The sequence below is a fragment of the Massilia sp. CMS3.1 genome, assembly GCF_051262535.1.
Classification (GTDB): Bacteria; Pseudomonadota; Gammaproteobacteria; order Burkholderiales; family Burkholderiaceae_D; genus Telluria.
Genome location: NZ_JBIMES010000002.1, coordinates 12,647 through 32,080 on the forward strand (window position 1 = coordinate 12,647; position 19,434 = coordinate 32,080).

Annotated in this window: 20 protein-coding genes, 1 tRNA gene and 1 pseudogene; 10 read left to right on the forward strand and 12 right to left on the reverse strand. The window is 62.6% G+C overall.

All coding sequences use genetic code 11. From position 1 onward, the window contains the following. The 3 genes and pseudogenes from ACHAC9_RS03695 to ACHAC9_RS03705 form a co-directional block, all read right to left on the reverse strand. On the reverse strand, window positions 1-1,089 hold the full coding sequence (locus ACHAC9_RS03695; RefSeq protein WP_435757269.1) for a tartrate dehydrogenase: 1,089 nt from the start codon (window positions 1,087-1,089) through the stop codon (window positions 1-3). A 186-nt stretch (window positions 1,090-1,275) separates the two neighbouring features. Further along, window positions 1,276-1,698 carry a nuclear transport factor 2 family protein gene (locus tag ACHAC9_RS03700; RefSeq protein ID WP_435758078.1) on the reverse strand — a complete coding sequence of 141 codons (423 nt, stop codon included), beginning with the start codon at window positions 1,696-1,698 and terminating at the stop codon, window positions 1,276-1,278. Window positions 1,699-1,761: 63 nt separating this feature from the next. Next, a pseudogene (locus ACHAC9_RS03705) lies at window positions 1,762-3,771 on the reverse strand (FAD-dependent oxidoreductase); the annotation flags it as partial. Window positions 3,772-3,904: 133 nt separating this feature from the next. On the opposite strand from ACHAC9_RS03705, the gene ACHAC9_RS03710 reads away from it, so the two are divergent. Then, a complete protein-coding gene (locus tag ACHAC9_RS03710; protein ID WP_435757271.1) occupies window positions 3,905-4,435 on the forward strand; it encodes a PadR family transcriptional regulator in 531 nt (176 codons plus the stop codon). Between the two features lie 318 nt (window positions 4,436-4,753). Here ACHAC9_RS03710 and ACHAC9_RS03715 read toward each other — a convergent pair whose 3' ends face one another. Then, a complete protein-coding gene (locus tag ACHAC9_RS03715; RefSeq protein ID WP_435757273.1) occupies window positions 4,754-4,924 on the reverse strand; it encodes a hypothetical protein in 171 nt (56 codons plus the stop codon). A 679-nt stretch (window positions 4,925-5,603) separates the two neighbouring features. Continuing rightward, window positions 5,604-5,945, reverse strand: a complete 342-nt coding sequence (locus tag ACHAC9_RS03720) for a TIGR01244 family sulfur transferase (protein ID WP_435757275.1) — start codon at window positions 5,943-5,945, stop codon at window positions 5,604-5,606. A 98-nt stretch (window positions 5,946-6,043) separates the two neighbouring features. On the opposite strand from ACHAC9_RS03720, the gene ACHAC9_RS03725 reads away from it, so the two are divergent. The 5 genes from ACHAC9_RS03725 (at window position 6,044) to ACHAC9_RS03745 (ending at window position 8,848) form a co-directional block, all read left to right on the forward strand. Continuing rightward, a complete protein-coding gene (locus tag ACHAC9_RS03725) occupies window positions 6,044-6,379 on the forward strand; it encodes a metalloregulator ArsR/SmtB family transcription factor (RefSeq protein WP_435757277.1) in 336 nt (111 codons plus the stop codon). Further along, window positions 6,376-6,804 carry a YeeE/YedE family protein gene (locus ACHAC9_RS03730; protein ID WP_435757279.1) on the forward strand — a complete coding sequence of 143 codons (429 nt, stop codon included), beginning with the start codon at window positions 6,376-6,378 and terminating at the stop codon, window positions 6,802-6,804. The genes ACHAC9_RS03725 and ACHAC9_RS03730 overlap by 4 nt, the downstream gene beginning before the upstream one ends. Window positions 6,805-6,814: 10 nt before the next feature. Next, window positions 6,815-7,252, forward strand: a complete 438-nt coding sequence (locus ACHAC9_RS03735) for a YeeE/YedE family protein (RefSeq protein ID WP_435757281.1) — start codon at window positions 6,815-6,817, stop codon at window positions 7,250-7,252. A 64-nt stretch (window positions 7,253-7,316) separates the two neighbouring features. Next, window positions 7,317-8,111: a sulfite exporter TauE/SafE family protein gene (locus ACHAC9_RS03740; protein ID WP_435757282.1), complete on the forward strand. Its 795-nt coding sequence runs from the start codon at window positions 7,317-7,319 to the stop codon at window positions 8,109-8,111. A 35-nt stretch (window positions 8,112-8,146) separates the two neighbouring features. After that, complete coding sequence (locus ACHAC9_RS03745; RefSeq protein ID WP_435757284.1) at window positions 8,147-8,848, forward strand: MBL fold metallo-hydrolase; 702 nt, start codon at window positions 8,147-8,149, stop codon at window positions 8,846-8,848. Between the two features lie 163 nt (window positions 8,849-9,011). Here the strand turns inward: ACHAC9_RS03745 and ACHAC9_RS03750 are convergent. The 3 genes from ACHAC9_RS03750 to pepN all read right to left on the reverse strand — a co-directional run bounded on the left by ACHAC9_RS03750 (window position 9,012) and on the right by pepN (window position 12,870). Then, window positions 9,012-9,087 (reverse strand) — tRNA-Thr (locus tag ACHAC9_RS03750). Window positions 9,088-9,189: 102 nt separating this feature from the next. Further along, window positions 9,190-10,191 (reverse strand): class 1 fructose-bisphosphatase, encoded by a 1,002-nt coding sequence (locus ACHAC9_RS03755; protein WP_435757286.1) that lies wholly within the window; start codon window positions 10,189-10,191, stop codon window positions 9,190-9,192. Between the two features lie 33 nt (window positions 10,192-10,224). Next, on the reverse strand, window positions 10,225-12,870 hold the full coding sequence (gene pepN, locus ACHAC9_RS03760) for an aminopeptidase N (protein WP_435757288.1): 2,646 nt from the start codon (window positions 12,868-12,870) through the stop codon (window positions 10,225-10,227). A 192-nt stretch (window positions 12,871-13,062) separates the two neighbouring features. Between pepN and ACHAC9_RS03765 the strand changes: the two genes are divergently transcribed. After that, entirely contained in the window at window positions 13,063-13,710 is a 648-nt protein-coding gene (locus ACHAC9_RS03765; protein ID WP_435757290.1) for a DUF4136 domain-containing protein, read from the forward strand. Between the two features lie 64 nt (window positions 13,711-13,774). Here the strand turns inward: ACHAC9_RS03765 and ACHAC9_RS03770 are convergent, their stop codons facing one another. From ACHAC9_RS03770 to ACHAC9_RS03785, 4 genes are read right to left on the reverse strand one after another with little or no spacing between them, the layout of a single operon-like run. Further along, the gene (locus ACHAC9_RS03770; RefSeq protein ID WP_435757292.1) at window positions 13,775-13,918 is read right to left on the reverse strand and encodes a hypothetical protein; all 144 of its coding nucleotides are present in this window, start codon (window positions 13,916-13,918) and stop codon (window positions 13,775-13,777) included. Continuing rightward, the gene (locus ACHAC9_RS03775; protein WP_435757294.1) at window positions 13,915-14,892 is read right to left on the reverse strand and encodes a quinone oxidoreductase family protein; all 978 of its coding nucleotides are present in this window, start codon (window positions 14,890-14,892) and stop codon (window positions 13,915-13,917) included. The genes ACHAC9_RS03770 and ACHAC9_RS03775 overlap by 4 nt, the downstream gene beginning before the upstream one ends. Beyond that, window positions 14,889-15,281 carry a methylglyoxal synthase gene (locus ACHAC9_RS03780; protein WP_435757296.1) on the reverse strand — a complete coding sequence of 131 codons (393 nt, stop codon included), beginning with the start codon at window positions 15,279-15,281 and terminating at the stop codon, window positions 14,889-14,891. Before ACHAC9_RS03780 ends, ACHAC9_RS03775 begins: the two co-directional genes overlap by 4 nt. A gap of 14 nt (window positions 15,282-15,295) precedes the next feature. Further along, window positions 15,296-16,183, reverse strand: a complete 888-nt coding sequence (locus ACHAC9_RS03785; protein WP_435757298.1) for a DMT family transporter — start codon at window positions 16,181-16,183, stop codon at window positions 15,296-15,298. Window positions 16,184-16,416: 233 nt separating this feature from the next. On the opposite strand from ACHAC9_RS03785, the gene ACHAC9_RS03790 reads away from it, so the two are divergent. The 3 genes from ACHAC9_RS03790 to purD all read left to right on the forward strand — a co-directional run bounded on the left by ACHAC9_RS03790 (window position 16,417) and on the right by purD (window position 19,302). Further along, complete coding sequence (locus ACHAC9_RS03790) at window positions 16,417-17,205, forward strand: DUF2182 domain-containing protein (RefSeq protein ID WP_435757300.1); 789 nt, start codon at window positions 16,417-16,419, stop codon at window positions 17,203-17,205. A gap of 78 nt (window positions 17,206-17,283) precedes the next feature. After that, window positions 17,284-18,012, forward strand: coding sequence for a YebC/PmpR family DNA-binding transcriptional regulator (locus tag ACHAC9_RS03795; RefSeq protein WP_435757302.1), 729 nt, complete (start codon window positions 17,284-17,286; stop codon window positions 18,010-18,012). Between the two features lie 24 nt (window positions 18,013-18,036). Further along, window positions 18,037-19,302: a phosphoribosylamine--glycine ligase gene (gene purD / locus ACHAC9_RS03800; RefSeq protein ID WP_435757304.1), complete on the forward strand. Its 1,266-nt coding sequence runs from the start codon at window positions 18,037-18,039 to the stop codon at window positions 19,300-19,302. Window positions 19,303-19,434 lie beyond the last annotated feature (132 nt).

Here is a 19,434-nt window from a genome sequence, read left to right on the forward strand (position 1 = left end):
TCAGGCTGCTGCGCGCTGCTGCTGACCGCTCAGGAAATCGCAGACGGCCTTGGTGACTTGCACGGTGGTCGCGCTGCCGCCGAGGTCGCCGGTATGCAGGGCCGGGTTCGCCGTGACGCTTTCGATGGCCGCCATCACCTGCCGGGCAGCGGCGTCCTCGCCCAGGTGTTCGAGCAGCATCACCACCGACCAGAAGGTGCCGATCGGGTTGGCCAGACCTTTACCCATGATGTCGAAGGCCGAACCGTGGATCGGCTCGAACATCGACGGATAGCGCCGTTCCGGATCGATGTTGCCGGTCGGGGCAATGCCGAGGCTGCCGGCCAGCGCGGCGGCCAGGTCGGAGAGGATGTCGGCGTGCAGGTTCGTCGCCACGATGGTGTCCAGCGTGGCCGGACGGTTGACCATGCGCGCAGTCGCCGCGTCGACCAGCTCCTTGTCCCATTTCACGTCCGGGAATTCGCGCGAGACCTCCAACGCGATTTCGTCCCACATCACCATCGCGTGGCGCTGGGCGTTGCTCTTGGTGACGACGGTAAGCAGCTTGCGCGGCCGCGACTGCGCCAGCTTGAATGCGTAGCGCAGGATGCGCTCGACGCCGACGCGCGTCATCATGCTCACATCGGTCGCCGCCTCGATCGGATGGCCCTGGTGGACGCGCCCGCCCACGCCGGAGTATTCGCCTTCCGAGTTTTCGCGCACGATGACCCAGTTCAGGTCTTCCGGCGCGCAGCGTTTCAGGGGACCGTCGATGCCCGGCAGGATGCGCGTTGGGCGCACGTTGGCGTACTGGTCGAAGCCCTGACAGATTTTCAGGCGCAGGCCCCACAGTGTGATGTGGTCCGCGATGTCCGGATCGCCGGCCGAGCCGAACAGGATGGCGTCCTTGCCGCGCAACGCGTCCAGGCCGTCGGCCGGCATCATGACGCCATGCTGGCGGTAATAGTCGCCGCCCCAGTCGAAGTCTTCGAATTCGAACTGGAAGGCCTTGCTCGATGCGGCAAGGACTGCCAGCACTTCCCGGCCTGCCGGGACGACTTCCTTGCCGATGCCGTCGCCAGGGATGGTTGCGATGTTGTAGGTCTTCATGATTGCTGTCTCCAGTTCTGAGTTGGTGGTGTCGTGAGTGCACTCTACCCGCCAGAAGGGACGAACAAACGATTGAAAACTCAATCAATTCTTAACTGTGGATTAACAATAGCCGATCTCCTTTGGATGTTTTTGCCTGCGGCGCCCGAGCAGCAGGCGCCATCATCTAGTCGTTTGACAGCGATTTCAGGACTTCACGCCCTGCATGGCCGCAAGGTAGGGAGCCAGGCGCTTGCCCATTTCGTCGCCCAGGGCCTGCAGGCCGCTCATGGGACGCACCATGACCTCGACATCGACGATCTTGCCTTCGTCATCGAAGCGGATCATGTCGATACCCTTGAGTTCCTTGCCATTCACCTTGGCCGAGAACTCCAGCACCACGCTGAGCCCGTCGGCGTCGGCAAACTGGCGGTGATACGTGAAGTCCTCGAACACCTTGACCACCGTCCCCAGGATGAGCTGCACAGCCTGCGCGCCGGGGTATGGCGTGTGTGCCATGGGCGAGCGGAAAACGGCCCTGGGGTGCAGGATGGCGGGCAGTTCGGCCAGGTTGGCCTGTGCCACCATGTCGTGCCATTTCTCCAGACTTGCTGCTACCGCGGGCGTCACGCCCTGCGCAAAGCCGGCGGCCGGAGGGGACTTCTGCGTCGTGGCGCTGGTATCGAAGCCCAGGGCCAGTTCCGTGCCCTGCTTGATGGCACGCTTGGCGTCGAGTTCAACTGCCTTGTCGGCGCCGCCGATCAGGTGCACGGTGCAGCCCGCTGCCAGCAATCCGGCTTGCAGTTCGCGCTGCGGGTCCTGGCCCGCGCAGAGGATGACGTTGTCCACGTTCAGGACCATGTCCTTGCCGTCCACGGTGATGTGCAGGCCGGCGTCGTCCACCTTGCGATAGATCACGCCGCCAATCATCTCGACCTTGCGGTTTTTCAGCGAGGTGCGGTGGATCCAGCCTGTGGTCTTGCCCAGGCCGTCGCCGACCTTGCTGGTCTTGCGCTGCAGCAGGTATATCTTGCGCGGAATGGCACCGATGCGCGCCGCCTGGATGCCCCCCCGCGCGCTGCCCGTGGTGTCCACACCCCACTCGGCGAAGAACCTGGCCGCATCCAGGCTCGGGCTGGTGCCTTCGTGCAGCAGGTATTCGGACACATCGAAGCCGATGCCGCCCGCGCCGACCACGGCCACCGTCTGGCCCACGGCCTTCTTGTCGCGCAGCACGTCCAGGTAGCCCAGCACCTTGGGGTGGTCGATGCCTTCGATCTCGGGCTTGCGCGGCACGACGCCGGTGGCCAGCACCACGTGCCGGTAGCCTTCACCCACCAGGTCGTGCGCGCTGACCTTTCGGCCCAACTGCAGCTTCACGCCGGTCAACTCGACCTGCTTGCCGAAATAGCGCAGTGTCTCGTTGAACTCCTCCTTGCCCGGCACCTGCCTGGCCACGTTGAACTGACCGCCGATCTCCGGCGCGGCGTCGATCAGCGTCACGTCGAAGCCACGCTGTGCCGCCGTCGTGGCGAAGGCCAGGCCGGCCGGGCCGGCGCCGACCACGGCGATGCGGTCCTTCGTGGTGGCGGGCCGATGGATGAGGATGGTCTCGTGGCAGGCACGCGGGTTGACCAGGCACGAGGTGATCTTGCCGCCGAAGGTGTGGTCCAGGCAGGCCTGGTTGCAGCCGATGCAGGTGTTGATCTCGTCGGCTCGGCCGGCGGCGGCCTTGTTCACGAAATCAGGGTCGGCCAGGAAGGGGCGCGCCATGCTCACCATGTCGGCACAGCCCTCGGCCAGCACCTGCTCGGCCACTTCGGGGGTGTTGATGCGGTTCGTCGCCACCAGCGGAACGCCAACCTTGCCCTTGAGCTGCCTGGTCACCCAGGCATAGGCCGCGCGCGGCACCTTGGTCGCGATCGTCGGGATGCGCGCCTCGTGCCAGCCGATGCCGGTGTTGAGGATGGTGACGCCGGCCTTTTCCAGGGCCTGCGCCAGCTCGATCACTTCCTCGGTGGTGGAGCCGCCTTCCACCAGGTCGAGCATCGACAGGCGAAAGATGATGATGAAGTTGGGGCCCACGCGCTCGCGCGTGCGGCGCACGATGTCGAGCGGGAAGCGAATGCGGTTGGCGTAGGAGCCGCCCCACTCGTCGTCGCGCTGGTTGGTGTGCGCGGCGATGAATTCGTTGATGAGGTAGCCCTCGGAGCCCATGATTTCCACGCCGTCGTAGCCCGCGCTCTGAGCCAGGGCAGCGGCGTTGGCGTAGTCCTCCACCGTCCGGGCCACTTCATCGGACGTCAGGGCGTGCGGTCGGAACGGGCTGATGGGCGCCTTGATGGCGCTCGGCGCCACCAGTTCAGGATGGTAGGCGTAACGGCCAAAGTGCAGGATCTGCATGCAGATCTTGCCGCCGGCCTCGTGCACGGCCTGCGTCACGACCCGGTGCTTGTCGGCCTCGGCCTGGGTGGTCATGGCGGCACCGCCGGGCATGGGGCGCCCGCGATCGTTGGGGGCGATGCCGCCGGTTACGATCAGGCCGACCCCGCCGCGGGCGCGTTCGGCGTAGAAGGCGGCCATGCGCTCGAAACCGTCCTTGGCCTCCTCCAGCCCCACGTGCATGGAGCCCATGAGCACGCGGTTCTTGAGGGTCAGAAAGCCCAGATCGAGCGGGGCCAGCATGCGGGGGTAAGCGTTCATCGCGGGGTCCTTGTATGAATGTGCTTTGACGGAAAGCGGACAAACTATGCAACCAGTTGCATTAGTCTAGATGGCAATTCGGATTTGCGCAACCAGTTGCATAGAGACTCGCCTGCGTTTAGACTGGCCACCTATGTCGCTCGCCCATGCCGTTCTCACTTCCCTGCTCGAAAAAGCCTCTTCGGGCTACGAACTGGCACGGCGCTTCGACAAGTCCATCGGCTATTTCTGGCACGCCACCCACCAGCAGATTTACCGCGAGCTGGCGCGCATGGAGGCCTCGGGCTGGATCGAATCGAGTTCGGCGCCGGATGCCGGAAAGACCCGCAAGCGGGAATACCGCGTGCTTCCCGCAGGCCGCGCGGAACTGATCCGGTGGGCGCATGCGCCATCGCCTCCGATGGATCTACGGGACGAATTCATGGTCAAACTGCGCGCCGACGCCACACTGAGTGAAGTGAATCTGCGCCCCGACATCCGGCGCCAGATCGAACACCATCAGGAGAAGCTGGCGCACTACCGGACCATCGAAGAGCGGGATTTCCTGCATGGCCGTGTCCTCACGCGCGAAGCACGCATCCAGCACATGATCCTCAAAAAAGGCATCCTGTACGAAGAGCTTGCCATCCGATGGTCGCAGGAGATGCTGGACGTTCTGGCATAAAAAGCAGCTCAGGGACCGAGCGCTTCCTGCTGGAGCATCGCTGCGACCAGACGCAGGGCTGCCTGTTCAGCCCCCTTGCAAGATGCGCTTTCGTAGCCCGGACGACGACGATCCGCCCGTACGCGCCAGCAGTACGGCATCTGTGTAGACCAGACCGCAATATCGGAGCCGTCTGTCGCAACGCACATTTATTAATGCCGATCAGTGAATCCAAATGCCTGCCAGAATTTAATGCATATCTCGACCCCACGCCGAAAACTGCCTGTCAGCTTGGCTGATCTGCGGCAGTAGAATGAGAGAGTCAATCCGGAAAAAACTTCACCATGTCCGCGGGCTTGATTCCCGCACTTGCGGGCCGCCACTTTTAGCGAGATTTTCAACCTTGACCGCCCTGACCTCGCTATGACCGTCTGCCGGCACAGCATTGACGATGGCGACGGCTTCATCGAACCGACCTAGCAAGCGCAGCAGCTCACCTTGTTGGATCATGTTTCATGGCTTTACTTCACCGTCGCGCAGCATATCCAGAATCGCCTCCATGTTCTTGCGCTCAGCCGCCCGTGCCCAGGTAGGCACATCGGGGCAAGGGTGAACCATCGAATTTGCTGCGGTAGCGGTCGTTCAAACCCCACCAGATGCGATTCCTCAGCCACAGAACCCGATCCCTGCTCACCCCTTTGGATCGCGCCAACACGTACTCCACGTCGTCGAAATTAACACGGTCGACATACTGTGCATGCCCCCAAGACGAGATAGCCTCGGACCACTCCTTCTGATCCTGAAGTAGTCCTTGAGGGTCGCCACGCCATCGCAGCCATGCACGAGTAAACTGTCCGGTTGGCCCTGGCATTTTGGGCATGATCCCTACCGACCCGATGTCGTCCAGCCAGAACAGCGTCGCGCAGGCTTTGCAGCGGGCCAACGGCTCCTCGCGCCATGTCCAGGTCGGTTTCCCATCCGACCAGTTTTGGACGCCGAAAAAATTGGCGCTACGTAGTTGCCGACGAAGAAAAAAAAGCATCGCAGCCGGGGCATGTGTGAACAGAGGGAGAGGAGAAACTTGTCATGTTTGCTACTTTAACGCGGCCATCCGCACTCGACTATCTTGATGATCGCGGACGTGCACTTGGACGCTCATCCTGGCCTTGAGGATCGTCACTCCAATTCCTTACCCTTCTCGCAGAGCTGCCGACATCTGCCACAAGGTCTGGGCGCGCAGCCCAGTCCGGCAATATGCTAGTACCGGCTTGGGCGCGTCAGCAATTATCGCGGCAAACGCCTCGACATCCTCTTGTGTAATCTTGCCAGGTACTACCGGCAGGTAATGCGCCTCGATGCCGTACTGCGCTGCCTGCGACGCGATGTCAGCGAACGAAGGCTGATCGCCACCCTCCCCGTCGGGCCGATTGCAGATGATGGTGGCAAGACCCGCATCGCGCAGTCCGCGCAGTGCGTCGGGCGTGACTTGGGGAGCAATCGCGAAGTTCTTATCGAGGTAACGGATATTCATTTGTTGTCCTGTTCGCCCTATCGAACAACAATCTATTGAAATATATATCGTAAGTTAATATACTATCAGCAGATAAATCGAGCCACAAGAAGGAACCGATGATGACCGACACACAAAAACTGGACCTACATGCAATGCAAGCGGCCGCCACACGGGCGTGCGGCATGTTGAAAGTACTGGGCAATCCTGACCGGCTGTTACTGCTTTGCCAACTGACACAGGGAGAGTATTGCGTCAGCGAGCTTGAGACCCTGCTGCACATCCAGCAGCCGACCTTGTCCCAACAGCTTGGTGTCCTGCGCGATGAAGGTCTCGTGAGTACGCGGCGCGAGGGAAAGCAGATTTTTTACAAGATCGACAGCAAGGAAGCCATCGCAATCATGGGTGTCCTTTATGAACTGTTCTGCCAACCGGGCAAAGGAGCGCAAGGATGATTGACTGGATTAATTTCACGCCCTGGACAGCACTGGCCGGGGGCTTGCTCATCGGTCTGGCTGCTGCTGTTTTCGTTCTTTTCAACGGCAGGATCGCCGGCATCAGCGGCATCCTCGGCGGCTTGCTGCGCGCGCATCCGGGCGACGTAGGCTGGCGCATGGCATTCCTGGCTGGCCTGATGGCTGCTCCTGTCTTGTACGGGCTGGTCGCTGCACTCCCTGAAGTTACGGTCAACGCCGGTGAAGGAACCCTCTTGGTCGCTGGTTTGCTCGTTGGTGTCGGAACCCGGTACGGTGCCGGTTGCACAAGCGGCCACGGCGTATGCGGCATCTCGCGCATGTCACCGCGCTCGCTGATCGCAACGGCGACATTCATGTTCGCTGGCTTCATCACGGTCTACATCGTCCGCCACGCACTCACCTGAAGGGAACGGCATGCAAATCGTAATGGCATTGATGGCCGGCCTGATCTTCGGCATTGGACTGATTGTATCGGGCATGACCAACCCGGCCAAGGTGATCGGTTTCCTCGACCTGGCCGGCAAATGGGACCCGTCGCTCGCCTTCGTGATGGGCGGGGCCATCCTGGTGGGCGTTGTCGCCTTCGGCTTCGCCCGCAAGCGCGAACGCTCGCTCCTCGGCGCCGTTATGCGCCTACCGACAGCCACCAATATCGACCGCCGGCTGGTAATGGGTTCACTGGCTTTCGGCGCCGGCTGGGGACTGGCAGGATACTGCCCCGGCCCAGCCTTGGCATCGCTTGCTTACGGCGGCACCAAGCCAATGATCTTCACGCTGGCGATGTTAGCCGGCATGGCCCTGTTTGAGCTTCTTGATCGCGTGTCGGCCGCACGGACCCGTACCCAGGCTTGAGCATGAAGGTCTTATTGCTATCACCCTCGGCGCTAGATGGGGTTGCGCGCCTCCCGAGGCAGTCGTGCTGACGACTCTCGTTCTGGGCGGTGTGATTGGGATAATCCTTGCGCTGACCGGCGCCGGTGGGGGCATTTTGGCGGTCCCGTTGCTGGTCTTCGGTGCGGGCGCCACTGTCGCTGAAGCCGGACCTGTCGGCCTCATGGCTGTTGGTATGGCGGCCACGCTAGGGGCAGTGCTGGGACTGCGAGCCGGGAACGTGCGTTACCGCGCCGCCTTGCTAATCGCCGCGACCGGAATGCTGCTGTCGCCTGCCGGATTATGGGTCGCAAGGCAGATCGACGGCCGTTGGCTGTCCGTGCTGTTCGCTCTGGTGCTGTTGTATGTGGCACTGAACACGTTCAGACAGGCGGCGGCAGGAGAAGGCTTTACAGGCGCCGCGCCTGACGCCGTATGCAGGCGCGACGCCGATACCCGTCGCTTTATCTGGACACGCCCATGCGCCTTGGCAATGACGCTGTCGGGTGCCCTGGCCGGCCTGCTGTCCGGGCTGCTGGGTGTAGGCGGGGGCTTCGTGATGGTGCCTGCGTTGCAGCGGCACACCGACTTGCCCATGAAATCGGCCGTGGCGACGTCGCTGGCAGTCATCGCGCTGATCTCGCTGGCCGGCGTTGTCGCTACCGCCGCCAGCGGACGCATGGACTGGAGGATGGCCCTGCCCTTCGCCGGAGGCGCGCTGGCGGGCATGCTCGGTGGCCGCTCGCTCGCCGCCCGCCTCGCCGGCCCACAGCTGCAGAAAGGATTCGCAGCCGTCGCCGCGCTGGTCGCTCTCGCGATGATCGTGAAGGCGCTGTCGTAGAGAAGTACTGTTCGCATTTTTTCAAGGAGATCAAGATGAGCCTGAATCCGATCCAGCTATTCGACACCGAGTCGTCAACCTTTACTTACCTCCTGACGGCACCCGGCTCGACGCAGGCCGTCATCATCGACCCCGTCGACCATCACTGGGAGCGCGACCTGCGCCATCTCGAACGACTGGGACTGGAACTGGTTTACGTGCTTGAAACCCATGCGCACGCGGACCACATCACGTCGGCTGGAAGGCTGCGCGAGCTGACAGGCGCCAAGGCGGCAGTGCCTGGCGGCTGCGGCATAGTGCCAGCGGAGGTGCAACTGAACGACGGAGATGTTATCCGCTTCGGAGATGCCGAAGAGATCAAAGTGTTGCACACTCCAGGCCACACTGCTGGCAGCATGAGCTATGTCTGGCGTGACAATGTTTTTACTGGCGACACCCTGCTGATCGACGGCTGCGGTCGCACCGACTTCCAGAGCGGCAGCAGCGATGCGCTGTATGACAGCGTGAACACCAAGCTGTTTAGGCTGCCTGACGATACGCGCATGTGGCCAGGCCATGATTACAAGGGCCAAGCAGTGTCGACGATCGGCTGGGAGAAACAGCACAACGCCCGGCTGGCCAATCGCAGCCGCGACGACTTCCGCAAGTTGATGAGTGAACTCGATCTACCCAAGCCGAAGATGATCGACGTCGCGGTTCCGGCAAACCAGAGCCTCGGCCTGCCTCACGGAGCTTGAAGCCAACGCCAGTTGAGATCCGCATCCAATCTACCTCGTCTTGCTTCGCGAATGGTTGAGTGCTCCGGGTTACATGGCGGTTACACAGGCCGCAAGCAGGAAGTAAAAAGAAAAAAGGGTTACACGCAAAAGCATGTAACCCCTTAATCTGACTAACTTGTTCTGGTGCCGCTGACCGGAATCGAACTGGTGACCTTCGCATTACGAATGCGCTGCTCTACCAACTGAGCTACAGCGGCTCTAAGCGGGCAAACCCGACGAAGAGCTGTATTCTAGCAAACAACCCACCAAACTTGCTAGTGCGACTCTGCAATTTCTCACCGGATTTGCCAGAATTTCAATTATTCAGCGTGGTAACGGGTGACGATCTCGACTTCTTCCTTCGAACCGAGGAACACCGGCACGCGCTGGTGCAGCTTGTGCGGCGCGATGTCCATGATGCGCTGTGTGCCGTCGGTGGCGGCGCCACCGGCCTGTTCGACGATCATCGCCATCGGGTTGGCTTCGTACATCAGGCGCAGCTTGCCCGGCTGGGCCGGGTCGCGCATGTCGGCCGGGTACATGAAGACGCCGCCGCGGTTCAGGATGCGGTGCACGTCGGCCACCATCGAGGCGATCCAGCGCATGTTGAAATCCTTGCCGCGCGCGCCGGTCTTGCCTTCCAACATTTCGTCGACATAGCGCTGCACCGGCGGATGCCAGTGGCGTTTATTCGACATGTTGATCGCGAATTCCTTGGTCGTGGCCGGGATCTGGATGTTGCTTTGTGTGAGCACCCAGGCACCCTGCTCGCGGTCGAGCGTGAAGCAGTGCACGCCGTCGCCGGTGGTCAGGACCAGCATGGTCTGCGGGCCGTACACGGCGTAGCCGGCGGCAACCTGGCTTGACCCCGGCTGCAGGAAGGCTTCCTCGGTCGGCTCGCCCATGCCTTCCGGGGCCTTCAGCACCGAGAAGATGGTGCCGATCGAAACGTTGACGTCGATGTTCGAGGAGCCGTCGAGCGGATCGAACAGCAGCATGTACTCGCCCTTCGGATAGCGGTTCGGGATCGGGTGGATGCTTTCCATCTCTTCCGACGCCATCGCCGCCAGGTGGCCGCCCCACTCGTTCGCTTCCAGCAGGATCTCGTTCGAGATCACGTCGAGCTTCTTCTGGACTTCGCCCTGGATGTTCTCGGTGTCGGCGCTGCCGAGGATGTCGCCCAGCGCGCCCTTGCTGACTTCATAGCTGATGCGCTTGCAGGCGCGGGCCACGACCTCGATCAGGAGGCGCAGCTCGGCCGGGATGGAATTGTGGAGACGTTGTTGCTCTACCAGGTGTTGCGTGAGACTGACGCGTTTCATGAACTTCCTTTTGCTTGGATTGAATATGTGGTGTTAGTTGGCCAGCGCTTTTCCGACAACTTCGCGCACGTCGTTCGACAAGCGCTGTTGCCCGGCGACTTGCTGCAATGCCTTCTTCATCTGCTCCTGCAGCTCCGGCGTGTACCGGCGCCAGCGGTCCATCGTGCGCGCCAGGCGGCTTGCCACTTGCGGGTTGAGGCCGTCGAGCGTGATTACCTGCTCGGCCCAGAAGGCGTAGCCGCTGCCGTCCGGGGCGTGGAATTGCACCGGATTGGCGGCGCAGAAATTCGAGATCAGGCTGCGCGCGCGGTTCGGGTTGCGCAGGTTGAAGGCCGGGTGGCGCATCAGGCCGCGCACGGTAGGCACATCGGTGATCGCACACGATGCCTGCATCGCGAACCATTTGTCGATGACCAGCGGCTCGTCCTGGAACTCGTCGTAGAAACGCTGCAGGGACGCTTCAGCGCCCGGCGCCCGCGCATGGACCAGCGCGGAGAGCGCGGCAACGCGGTCGGTCATGTTGCCGGCCTCATCGAATTGCTGCTGGGCCAGCGCCAGGCCTTCTTCATCCTGCGCTGCGGTGAGATAGGTCAGGCACAGGTTTTTGAGTGCGCGCTTGCCGGCGGACAGCGCGTCCGGGCTGTAGTCGCCCGGGGTCGCGTTTGCCGCGTATTGCGCCAGCAATTCCGTGCGCAGGCGCGCGCCGATGTTGGCGCGCATGAACTGGCGTGCCAGGTGGATCGACATCGGATTGACGACCTCGATCTGCTCGGCAACCATCCCTTCCGAGGGGAGCATCAAGGCCTGCTCGCGGAAAGCCGGGTCGAGTGTTTCGTCGGTGAGCATCTTGCCCAGCGCCAGCAGGAAAGTATCATCCAGCAGCAAAGGCGCATCGACGCCTGCCTCTCCCGTCAGTTTCAGCAGGCGGCCCATGGCCAGGCGCTGGCCGGCTTCCCAGCGGTTCACGGCATCGCTGTCATTGCTGAACAGGTGCAGCAGGTCGGCGTCGCCGTAATTGAAGTCGAGAATGATCGGCGCGGAAAAGTCGCGCAGGATCGACGGCGTCGGCTGCTCGAGCACGTTCTCGAAGACGAAGCTTTGCTCGTTTTCCGTCAGTTCCAGCACGGTAGTGGTGCCTGCCTCTTTTCCATCGAGCCTGAGCGCCATGTCGCGGCCATCGGCACCCAGCAGGCCCACGGCGATCGGGATGTGGAACGGGAGTTTGCTGGTCTGGCCCGGCGTCGGAGGACAGGATTGGAAGAAGGTCAGCGTACAGGTCTTGGCCAGCTCGTCGTAGCGCGTTTCGGCACGCACGACCGGGGTGCCGGCCTGGCTGTACCAGCGCTCGAACAGGGACAGGTCGCGGCCGCTCGCGTCGGCCATGGCGCGGCGGAAATCGTCGCAGGTGACGGCCTGGCCGTCATGGCGCTCGAAATACAGGTCCATGCCCTTGCGGAAATCTTCGCGGCCCAGCAGCGTCTGGACCATGCGCACGACTTCGGCGCCCTTCTCGTACACAGTGACCGTATAAAAATTATTGATTTCGACGAAGGAGTCGGGACGCACCGGGTGCGCCATCGGGCCGGCGTCTTCCGGGAACTGGGCCTGGCGCAAGGTACGCACCTGGTCGATGCGGCCGACCGCGCGCCCGCTCTCGGTGCCGATCATGTCGGCCGAGAATTCCTGGTCGCGGAAAACAGTGAGTCCTTCCTTCAGCGACAGCTGGAACCAGTCGCGGCAGGTCACGCGGTTGCCGGTCCAGTTGTGGAAGTATTCGTGGCCGACGACCGCTTCGATGCCCTGGAAGTCGATGTCGGTCGCCACGCGCGGATTGGCCAGCACGAATTTCGTGTTGAAGATGTTCAGGCCCTTGTTTTCCATCGCGCCCATGTTGAAGTCGCCGACGGCAACGATCATGAAGCGGTCCAGGTCCAATTCAAGATCCCAGCGTTCTTCGTCCCAACGGATGCTGTTCTTCAACGACTGCATCGCATAGTCAGTCTTGTCGAGGTTGCCCTCTTCGACCCAGACCTGCAGCAGGGCATCGCGGCCATCCTTCAGGCGGAAGGTTTCTTCCTGGCACACCAGGCGCGCGGCGACCAGGGCGAACAAATAGGACGGCTTCTTGAACGGGTCTTCCCACTTGGCATAGTGGCGGCCATCGCCGAGTTCGCCTTCTTCGACCAGGTTGCCGTTCGACAGCAGCACCGGGTAGTTTTTCTTATCGGCGCGCAGCATGACGGTGAAGACGGCCATCACGTCCGGGCGGTCCGGGAAATACGTGATCGCGCGGAAGCCTTCGGCTTCGCACTGGGTATAAAAACTGCCGTTCGACGTGTACAGGCCGCTCAGCGTGGTGTTCTGTTCCGGCACGCAGATCGATTCGATCTCGAGCGTGACTTCCTCTGGCGTATTCGAAATCGTCAGCAGGTTGCCCTCGATGCGGTAATCGTTCTCGCCGAGGGTGTTGCCATTCATGCGCAGCGCCACCAGTTCCAGGTTCTCGCCGTAGAGCTCGATCTCGCGCTGGGCACTGTCGGGGTTGCGCCGCATCGTCATCCGGTTGGCGACGATGGTGCGCGCGGGATCGAGGTCGAAGCCGAGTTCGACGGTGTCCACGAGGTAGCTGGGCGGGGTGTAATCTTTCCTGTAAATCGTCTGGGGCGTGTCGGTGCGCATGGGATGTCCGAAAAACAGTCGAAGAAGCTCATATTTTACCAACAAGGTTTCGCCGTGCTCGCGCGATTTCATTGGGGCCGCATGTGTCGCATTGTGGCCTTGGTAACGATGTGTAAATTTATCTGCGAGAATTGACGGAAAAGCGCACTCTGACGCTGGGCAGAGACCGTCAAAAAATGGGAGAGAAAACGCATGAAACGCTTGATTGCAGTGAGCATGGCGCTCACGGCGCTGTTGCTGGGGGGGTGTGCCACCACCATTCGCTCGGACGTGACCACCTTCCACCAGTGGCCGGCCCAGATCGAGGACAAGAGCTATGTCTTCGAGGCGCCGCCGCGCTTCGACAATACGCTCGAATACCAGAGCTATCAAAACCTGGTGCGCGGGCAACTGGCGCAGCTGGGTTTCCGTGAGGCCAATACGAGTCCGGCAGCACTGAAAGTGGCGATGCGCTTTACGACCACCGATGTGCCGGTGCGCGTCGTCCAACCAGCGGTGCCGATGTTTGATGACTTCGGGTACTACCGCTTTGGCCCGCGTTTCCACCCGCGCTTCGGTCCACGCGGGCGCTTTGCGCGTTGGCACCACCCGTTCTACGATCCGTTCTGGAGTCCCTACCCGGCCTACCAGGTCTCGATCGAACACCAGTACCGGCGCGAGCTGCAGGTATCGATCAAGGACAAGACCGACAAGCGCCTGTTTGACGTCACGGTGCACAACATGAGCGGCGAGCTGTCGACGCCGATGCTGATGCCGGCGCTGGTGCACAGCGCGTTCGCGGGCTTCCCGGGACCGAGCGGCGTGGCGCGGCGGGTGGAATTGCAGCGCAAGGATGGGTAAGAGCCTATCCCAGTTGGACATGAAGCCGGGACGTTCGCGTCCCGGCTTTTTTTGTGGAAGTAAATTACGAAAAATACGCCTCCGAAGCGAAGGTGATCGCCACCAACAGCAGCACCGCGAGCACCAGCACGATCAATAAACGCCCGAACTTGGGCGCGCCCACGGTGTCAGGCTCTTGCGGCTCCTTATCGTCGCTGAACTCTCTCATGGCAGCAGGATCGTCGAGCCGGTCGTCCGGCGCGCTTCGAGCGCAGTGTGGGCGGCGGCTGCCTCGGCCAGCGCGAAACGCTGGTGGATATCGATGTTCACTTTGCCGCTTTCCACCATGTTGAACAGGTCCGCCGCGCGTTCTTCCAGTTCGGCGCGGGTGGACACATAGGCCGCCAGCGACGGCCGCGTGATATAGAGCGAATTGCGCGAAGCGAGCTCGCCGACGGAAAACGGCGGTACCGGCCCCGACGAATTGCCGAAGCTGACCATCAAACCGCGCGGCTGCAGGCAGTCGAGCGAGCGGATAAACGTGTCCTTGCCGACCGAGTCGTAGACGACCGGCACCTTATTCCCATCTGTGATGTCAAGCACGCGCGCCACGATGTCTTCCTCGTTGTAGTTGATCACGTGCGCGGCGCCAGCCGCCAAGGCCAACTCCGCTTTTTCCTTGGACCCCACCGTGCCGATCAGGTTCACCCCGAGTGCGCGCGCCCACTGGCAAGCGATCAGGCCGACGCCGCCGGCCGCCGCATGGAACAGGATGGTCTGGCCCGCTTTGACTTGATAAGTACCGTTGAACAGGTATTGCACCGTCAGCCCCTGCAGCATCATGGCCGCCGCGGTCTCGAAACCGATGCCCTCGGGCAGGCGCACGAGGATGTCGGCGGGCATGGTGCGCAATTGGCTGTAGGCGCCGTTCGGGCGCCCGGCATAGGCGACGCGGTCGCCCGGCTGGACATGGGTGACGCCCTCGCCCACCGCCTCCACCACGCCCGCAGCTTCCTGGCCCAGGCCGGAGGGCAAGGGCATCGGGTACAAACCGGTGCGGAAATACACGTCGATAAAATTCAGGCCGATCGCATGCTGGCGCACGCGCGCCTCGCCCGGCCCCGGTTCTCCCACCTCGACGTCGACGTACTCCAGTACTTCCGGCCCGCCGGTGCGGGTCATGCGGATTGCCTTGGCCTTCATGCTGTGATCTCCTTGTTGATCGTGATGAGCTGGCCCAGCACCAGGTGGGCCGTGGATACATTGGTGGCGCAAGCGATGTCATGGACATCGCAGGCGCGCACCAGCGCGTTGATATCGGGTTCGTGCGGCTGCGGCGTCATCGGGTCGCGCAGGAAAATCACGCAGTCGATGTTTCCCGTGACGAGCTGGGCGCCGATCTGCAGGTCACCCCCGAACGGGCCCGAATGCTTGCAGTCGACCGTCAGGCCGAGCTCATTGATCAGGCGCGCGCCCGTGGTGCCGGTCGCGGTGAGCGTGCAGCCGGCCAGGAAGTCGCGGTATTGCCCCGCGAGCTTGACCATGTCGTCTTTTTTCTTGTCGTGCGCGATGAGCGCGATGCGTGGTTTCATTGTTGCACCTATCCTCATTTTTTCAGGGACAGCAGGGTGATGCCAGCCAGCACCAGGCCAGTGCCGATCAGCTGCACCGCGGTCACCGGTTCGCCCAGCACGAGATAGCCCAGGAACAGTGTCGATACCGGACCGATCATGCCGGCCTGGGACGCGGTGGCCGCGCCGATGCGCCCCACCGCGGCCATGGTCATGAACACCGGGAAGATAGTACAGAAAACGCCGTTCACCAGCGAGAGCCCATAGACCGGCAGCGGCTGCACCAGCAAGGAGGCGGGCCGCAGGATGAAGAATTGCGCAAGGCAGGCCACGCTCGAGACGCACATCGCATACGCCACCAGGCGCAGCGAGCCGACGCGACGCACCATTTCGCCCGTGCCCAGCAGGTAAATCGCATAGCAAACGGCCGAGCCGAGCACGAACAGCGCACCGAGCACCGTACTGTCGGCTTGTCCGGCCCTGAGATCGTGCATGAACACCAGCACGATGCCGCAGTACGACAGAGCGAGCGCGCCCCATTCGAACGGGCCGATATTGCGCTTGAAGAAGGTGGCTGTGATGACCAGCACGAAGGTCGGGGTGAGGAACAGGATCAGCCGCTCGAGCCCGACGGAAATGTACTGCAGGCCCAGGAAATCGAGCGTGCTCGACAGGTAGTAGCCGATCAGGCCGAGCCCGACGATGCGCCAGCGGTCCGATGCGCCCAGCGGCGCCTCGGTGCGCATCTTCCAGAATGCGACGGCGGCAAACACCGGAAGCGAGAACAGCATTCTGAACGCGATCAATGTCACTGCATCGATGTGGTATCGATACAGCAGTTTGGCGACGACGGCCTTTGTGGAAAACAAAACGGCGCCGCCGATGGCAATCGCGAGGCCGGCGACAAAGGCGGAACGTGGCATGGAGGTCGCCGTCGCGGCGGATTCAAGCTGGCTCATCCGACGATTGTACGGCCAAGCACAAAATCGAGCTCGGCAGAACGCCGGAACGCAAGGCCGACTCCGCAGTCCAACCTGAACAATCATTATCACTGCGGAGGAACAATGCCGAACTGGAGCATGAAGCAGCCGCCCGGCCTCGCCTCTCCCAGCCCACGCCGGCGGGCGCGCGCGCCGGCCAGCCCGGGAGCGCCCCGATGACGGCCCTGATCCGCGTCGACACCCAGCCCGGCCGCGAGCGGCCGCTTGTCATCGTCTGCCTGGCGATGCTGGTGGCAATCTGCTGGGCCTGCCTCGTATTTCGCGCCTTGCGCATCACGACGCTCGATCCGTCCGCCTTGTCCGGCGCGGCCATGGGTAGCGCGCAGCCCCCTTACCGCGCACCCGAACTGGTGCTGGTGCTGGCGACCTGGGGCGCGATGCTCTCGGCCATCACCTTGCCTGCGGCCACGCCGGTCATCCTGCTGTTTGCCCACATCAACCGGCTGGCGCAGGGGAGCCCCTTCCCGAGTGTCGGGACCATTGTGTTCGTCTTCGGCTACCTGGCCGCCTGGGTCGGTTTCGGCGCCTGTGCGACGCTGGCACAATGGGCGCTGCACGACGCCGGCGCACTCGACACCGGCATGGCCATCGTCAACACGAATGCCTGCGGGCTGTTGCTGGTCGCGGCCGGACTCTACCAGTGGACACCCGCCAAGCACGCCTGCCTGCAGCATTGCCGGGCGCCGCTGTCGTTCGTGCTGACCGGCTGGCGGCCGGGCCTGTGGGGCGCCCTGCGCATGGGCTGCACGCACGGCCTGTACTGCGTGGGCTGCTGGTGGCTGCTGTTGTTGCTGCTGTTCGCCGCCGGCGTCACCAACCTGGGTTCGCTGCTTGGCCTGGCGGCGCTGGTGATGCTGGAAAAACTCCTGTCGGGCGGTGCGGTGGTCGCCTGCATCGGTGGACTGGGCCTTGTTGCGTGGGGAACCCTGTTGCTGTTTCCCTAAGGGGGAATGTCGTCTTTACAGATGGGGCGCATGCTAGAATATCGGCCATTCTTGCATACCGTCTAAGGAATTCTCGACATGGCTGGACACAGCAAATGGGCCAATATCAAGCACAAGAAAGCCGCGACTGATGCCAAGCGCGGCAAGATCTGGACCCGCCTGATCAAGGAAATCACGGTCGCCGCACGCATGGGCGGCGGCGACATCAACGCCAACCCGCGCCTGCGCCTGGCAATCGACAAGGCGGCCGACGCCAACATGCCGAAGGATAACGTCACGCGTGCAATCCAGCGCGGCTCCGGCGAACTCGAAGGCGTCAACTACGAAGAAGTGCGCTACGAAGGCTACGGCATCGGCGGCGCGGCGATTATCGTCGACTGCATGACTGACAACCGCGTGCGGACCGTGGCCGAAGTGCGCCATGCCTTCAGCAAGTTTGGCGGCAACATGGGTACCGAGGGTTCGGTTGCCTTCATGTTCACGCATACCGGCCAATTCCTGTTCGCGCCCGGCGTGGATGAGGACAAGTTGATGGAAGCGGCGCTCGAGGCCGGCGCCGAAGACGTGGTGCAGGACGAAGAAGGCGGCTTCGAAGTGCTGTGCGATCCGTTCGCCTTCTCGAGCGTGAAGGATGCGCTGGAAAAAGCCGGGTTCAAGGCCGAAGTGGCCGAAGTGATCATGAAGCCCGCCACCGGGACCGCATTTACCGGCGACGACGCGCTCAAGATGCAAAAGCTGCTCGACGCACTGGAAAACCTGGACGACGTGCAGGAAATCTATACCAACGCCGTCATCGACGATGAATGAGCGACCACTAAGCGCGAGCGCCCTATGAAGATACTGGTAGTCGGCTCTGGCGGCCGTGAACACGCCCTGGCCTGGAAACTGGCCCAATCCGAACGCGTGCAGATGGTGTATGTCGCGCCTGGCAATGGCGGCACCGCGCGCGACCCGCGCCTGGTGAATGTCGAGATCACGGACCCGGCCGCGCTGGCCGATTTCGTCGTGGCCGAGCACATCGCCCTGACCCTGGTCGGTCCGGAAGCGCCGCTGGCCGCCGGCATCGTCAACCTGTTCCGCGCCCGTGGCCTGAAAATCTTCGGGCCGACGCGCGAAGCGGCGCAGCTGGAAAGTTCGAAAGACTTCGCCAAGGCCTTCATGCAGCGCCACGGCATCCCGACCGCGAACTACCAGACCTTCTCCGATGCGGCGCAGGCGCACGCCTATATCGACGCGAATGGCGCGCCGATCGTCATCAAGGCCGACGGCCTGGCCGCCGGCAAGGGTGTGGTCGTTGCCATGTCGCTTGCTGAAGCGCATTCTGCGGTCGACAATATGCTGTCCGACAACGCGTTTGGCGACGCCGGTGCGCGCATCGTGATCGAGGAATTCCTGGCCGGCGAAGAAGCGAGTTTCATCGTCATGTGCGACGGCAAGAACATCTTGCCGATGGCCACCTCGCAAGATCACAAGCGCCTGAAGGACCACGACGAAGGCCCGAACACGGGCGGCATGGGTGCCTATTCTCCGGCCCCGATCGTGACCCCGGCGATGCATGCGCGCGTGATGCGCGAGATCATCAACCCGACCATCCAGGGCATGGCCAAGGACGGCATCGTGTTCACCGGCTTCCTGTACGCCGGCTTGATGATCGATAGCGAAGGCAATCCGCGCACGCTGGAATTCAATTGCCGCATGGGCGATCCGGAAACCCAGCCGATCATGACGCGCCTGAAAAGCGATTATGTGACGGTGCTGGAACACGCCTGTAACGGTACGCTCGATGCGGCGGAACTCGAATGGGACCGCCGCACCGCAGTCGGCGTGGTGCTGGCGGCCAGCGGCTATCCCGACAATCCGCGCAAGGGCGACCTCATCAAAGGCATCCCTGCGGAGACGCCGGAGTGCGTGACCTTCCATGCGGGAACGACGGTCGTGGGCGGGACGCTGCAATCGAATGGTGGCCGCGTGCTGTGCGTCGTGGGCCTGGGCGACAGCGTCAGGATGGCGCAGAAGCAGGCGTATGAAGGGGTGGAGAAGATCAGCTTCGATGGCGCGCAGTTCCGGCGCGACATCGGGTGGCGCGGGATGAAATAATCACGCCGAGTTCAAACGCGTTTCGATGACGGAGCCGTGGTACCGCGTGGACACAAGTGCCCACGCGGACGCCCCAACCGATCAAACGCTGCCGCATTAGCACCCGCGCCCCGCCGCAGTGTACAATCCCCC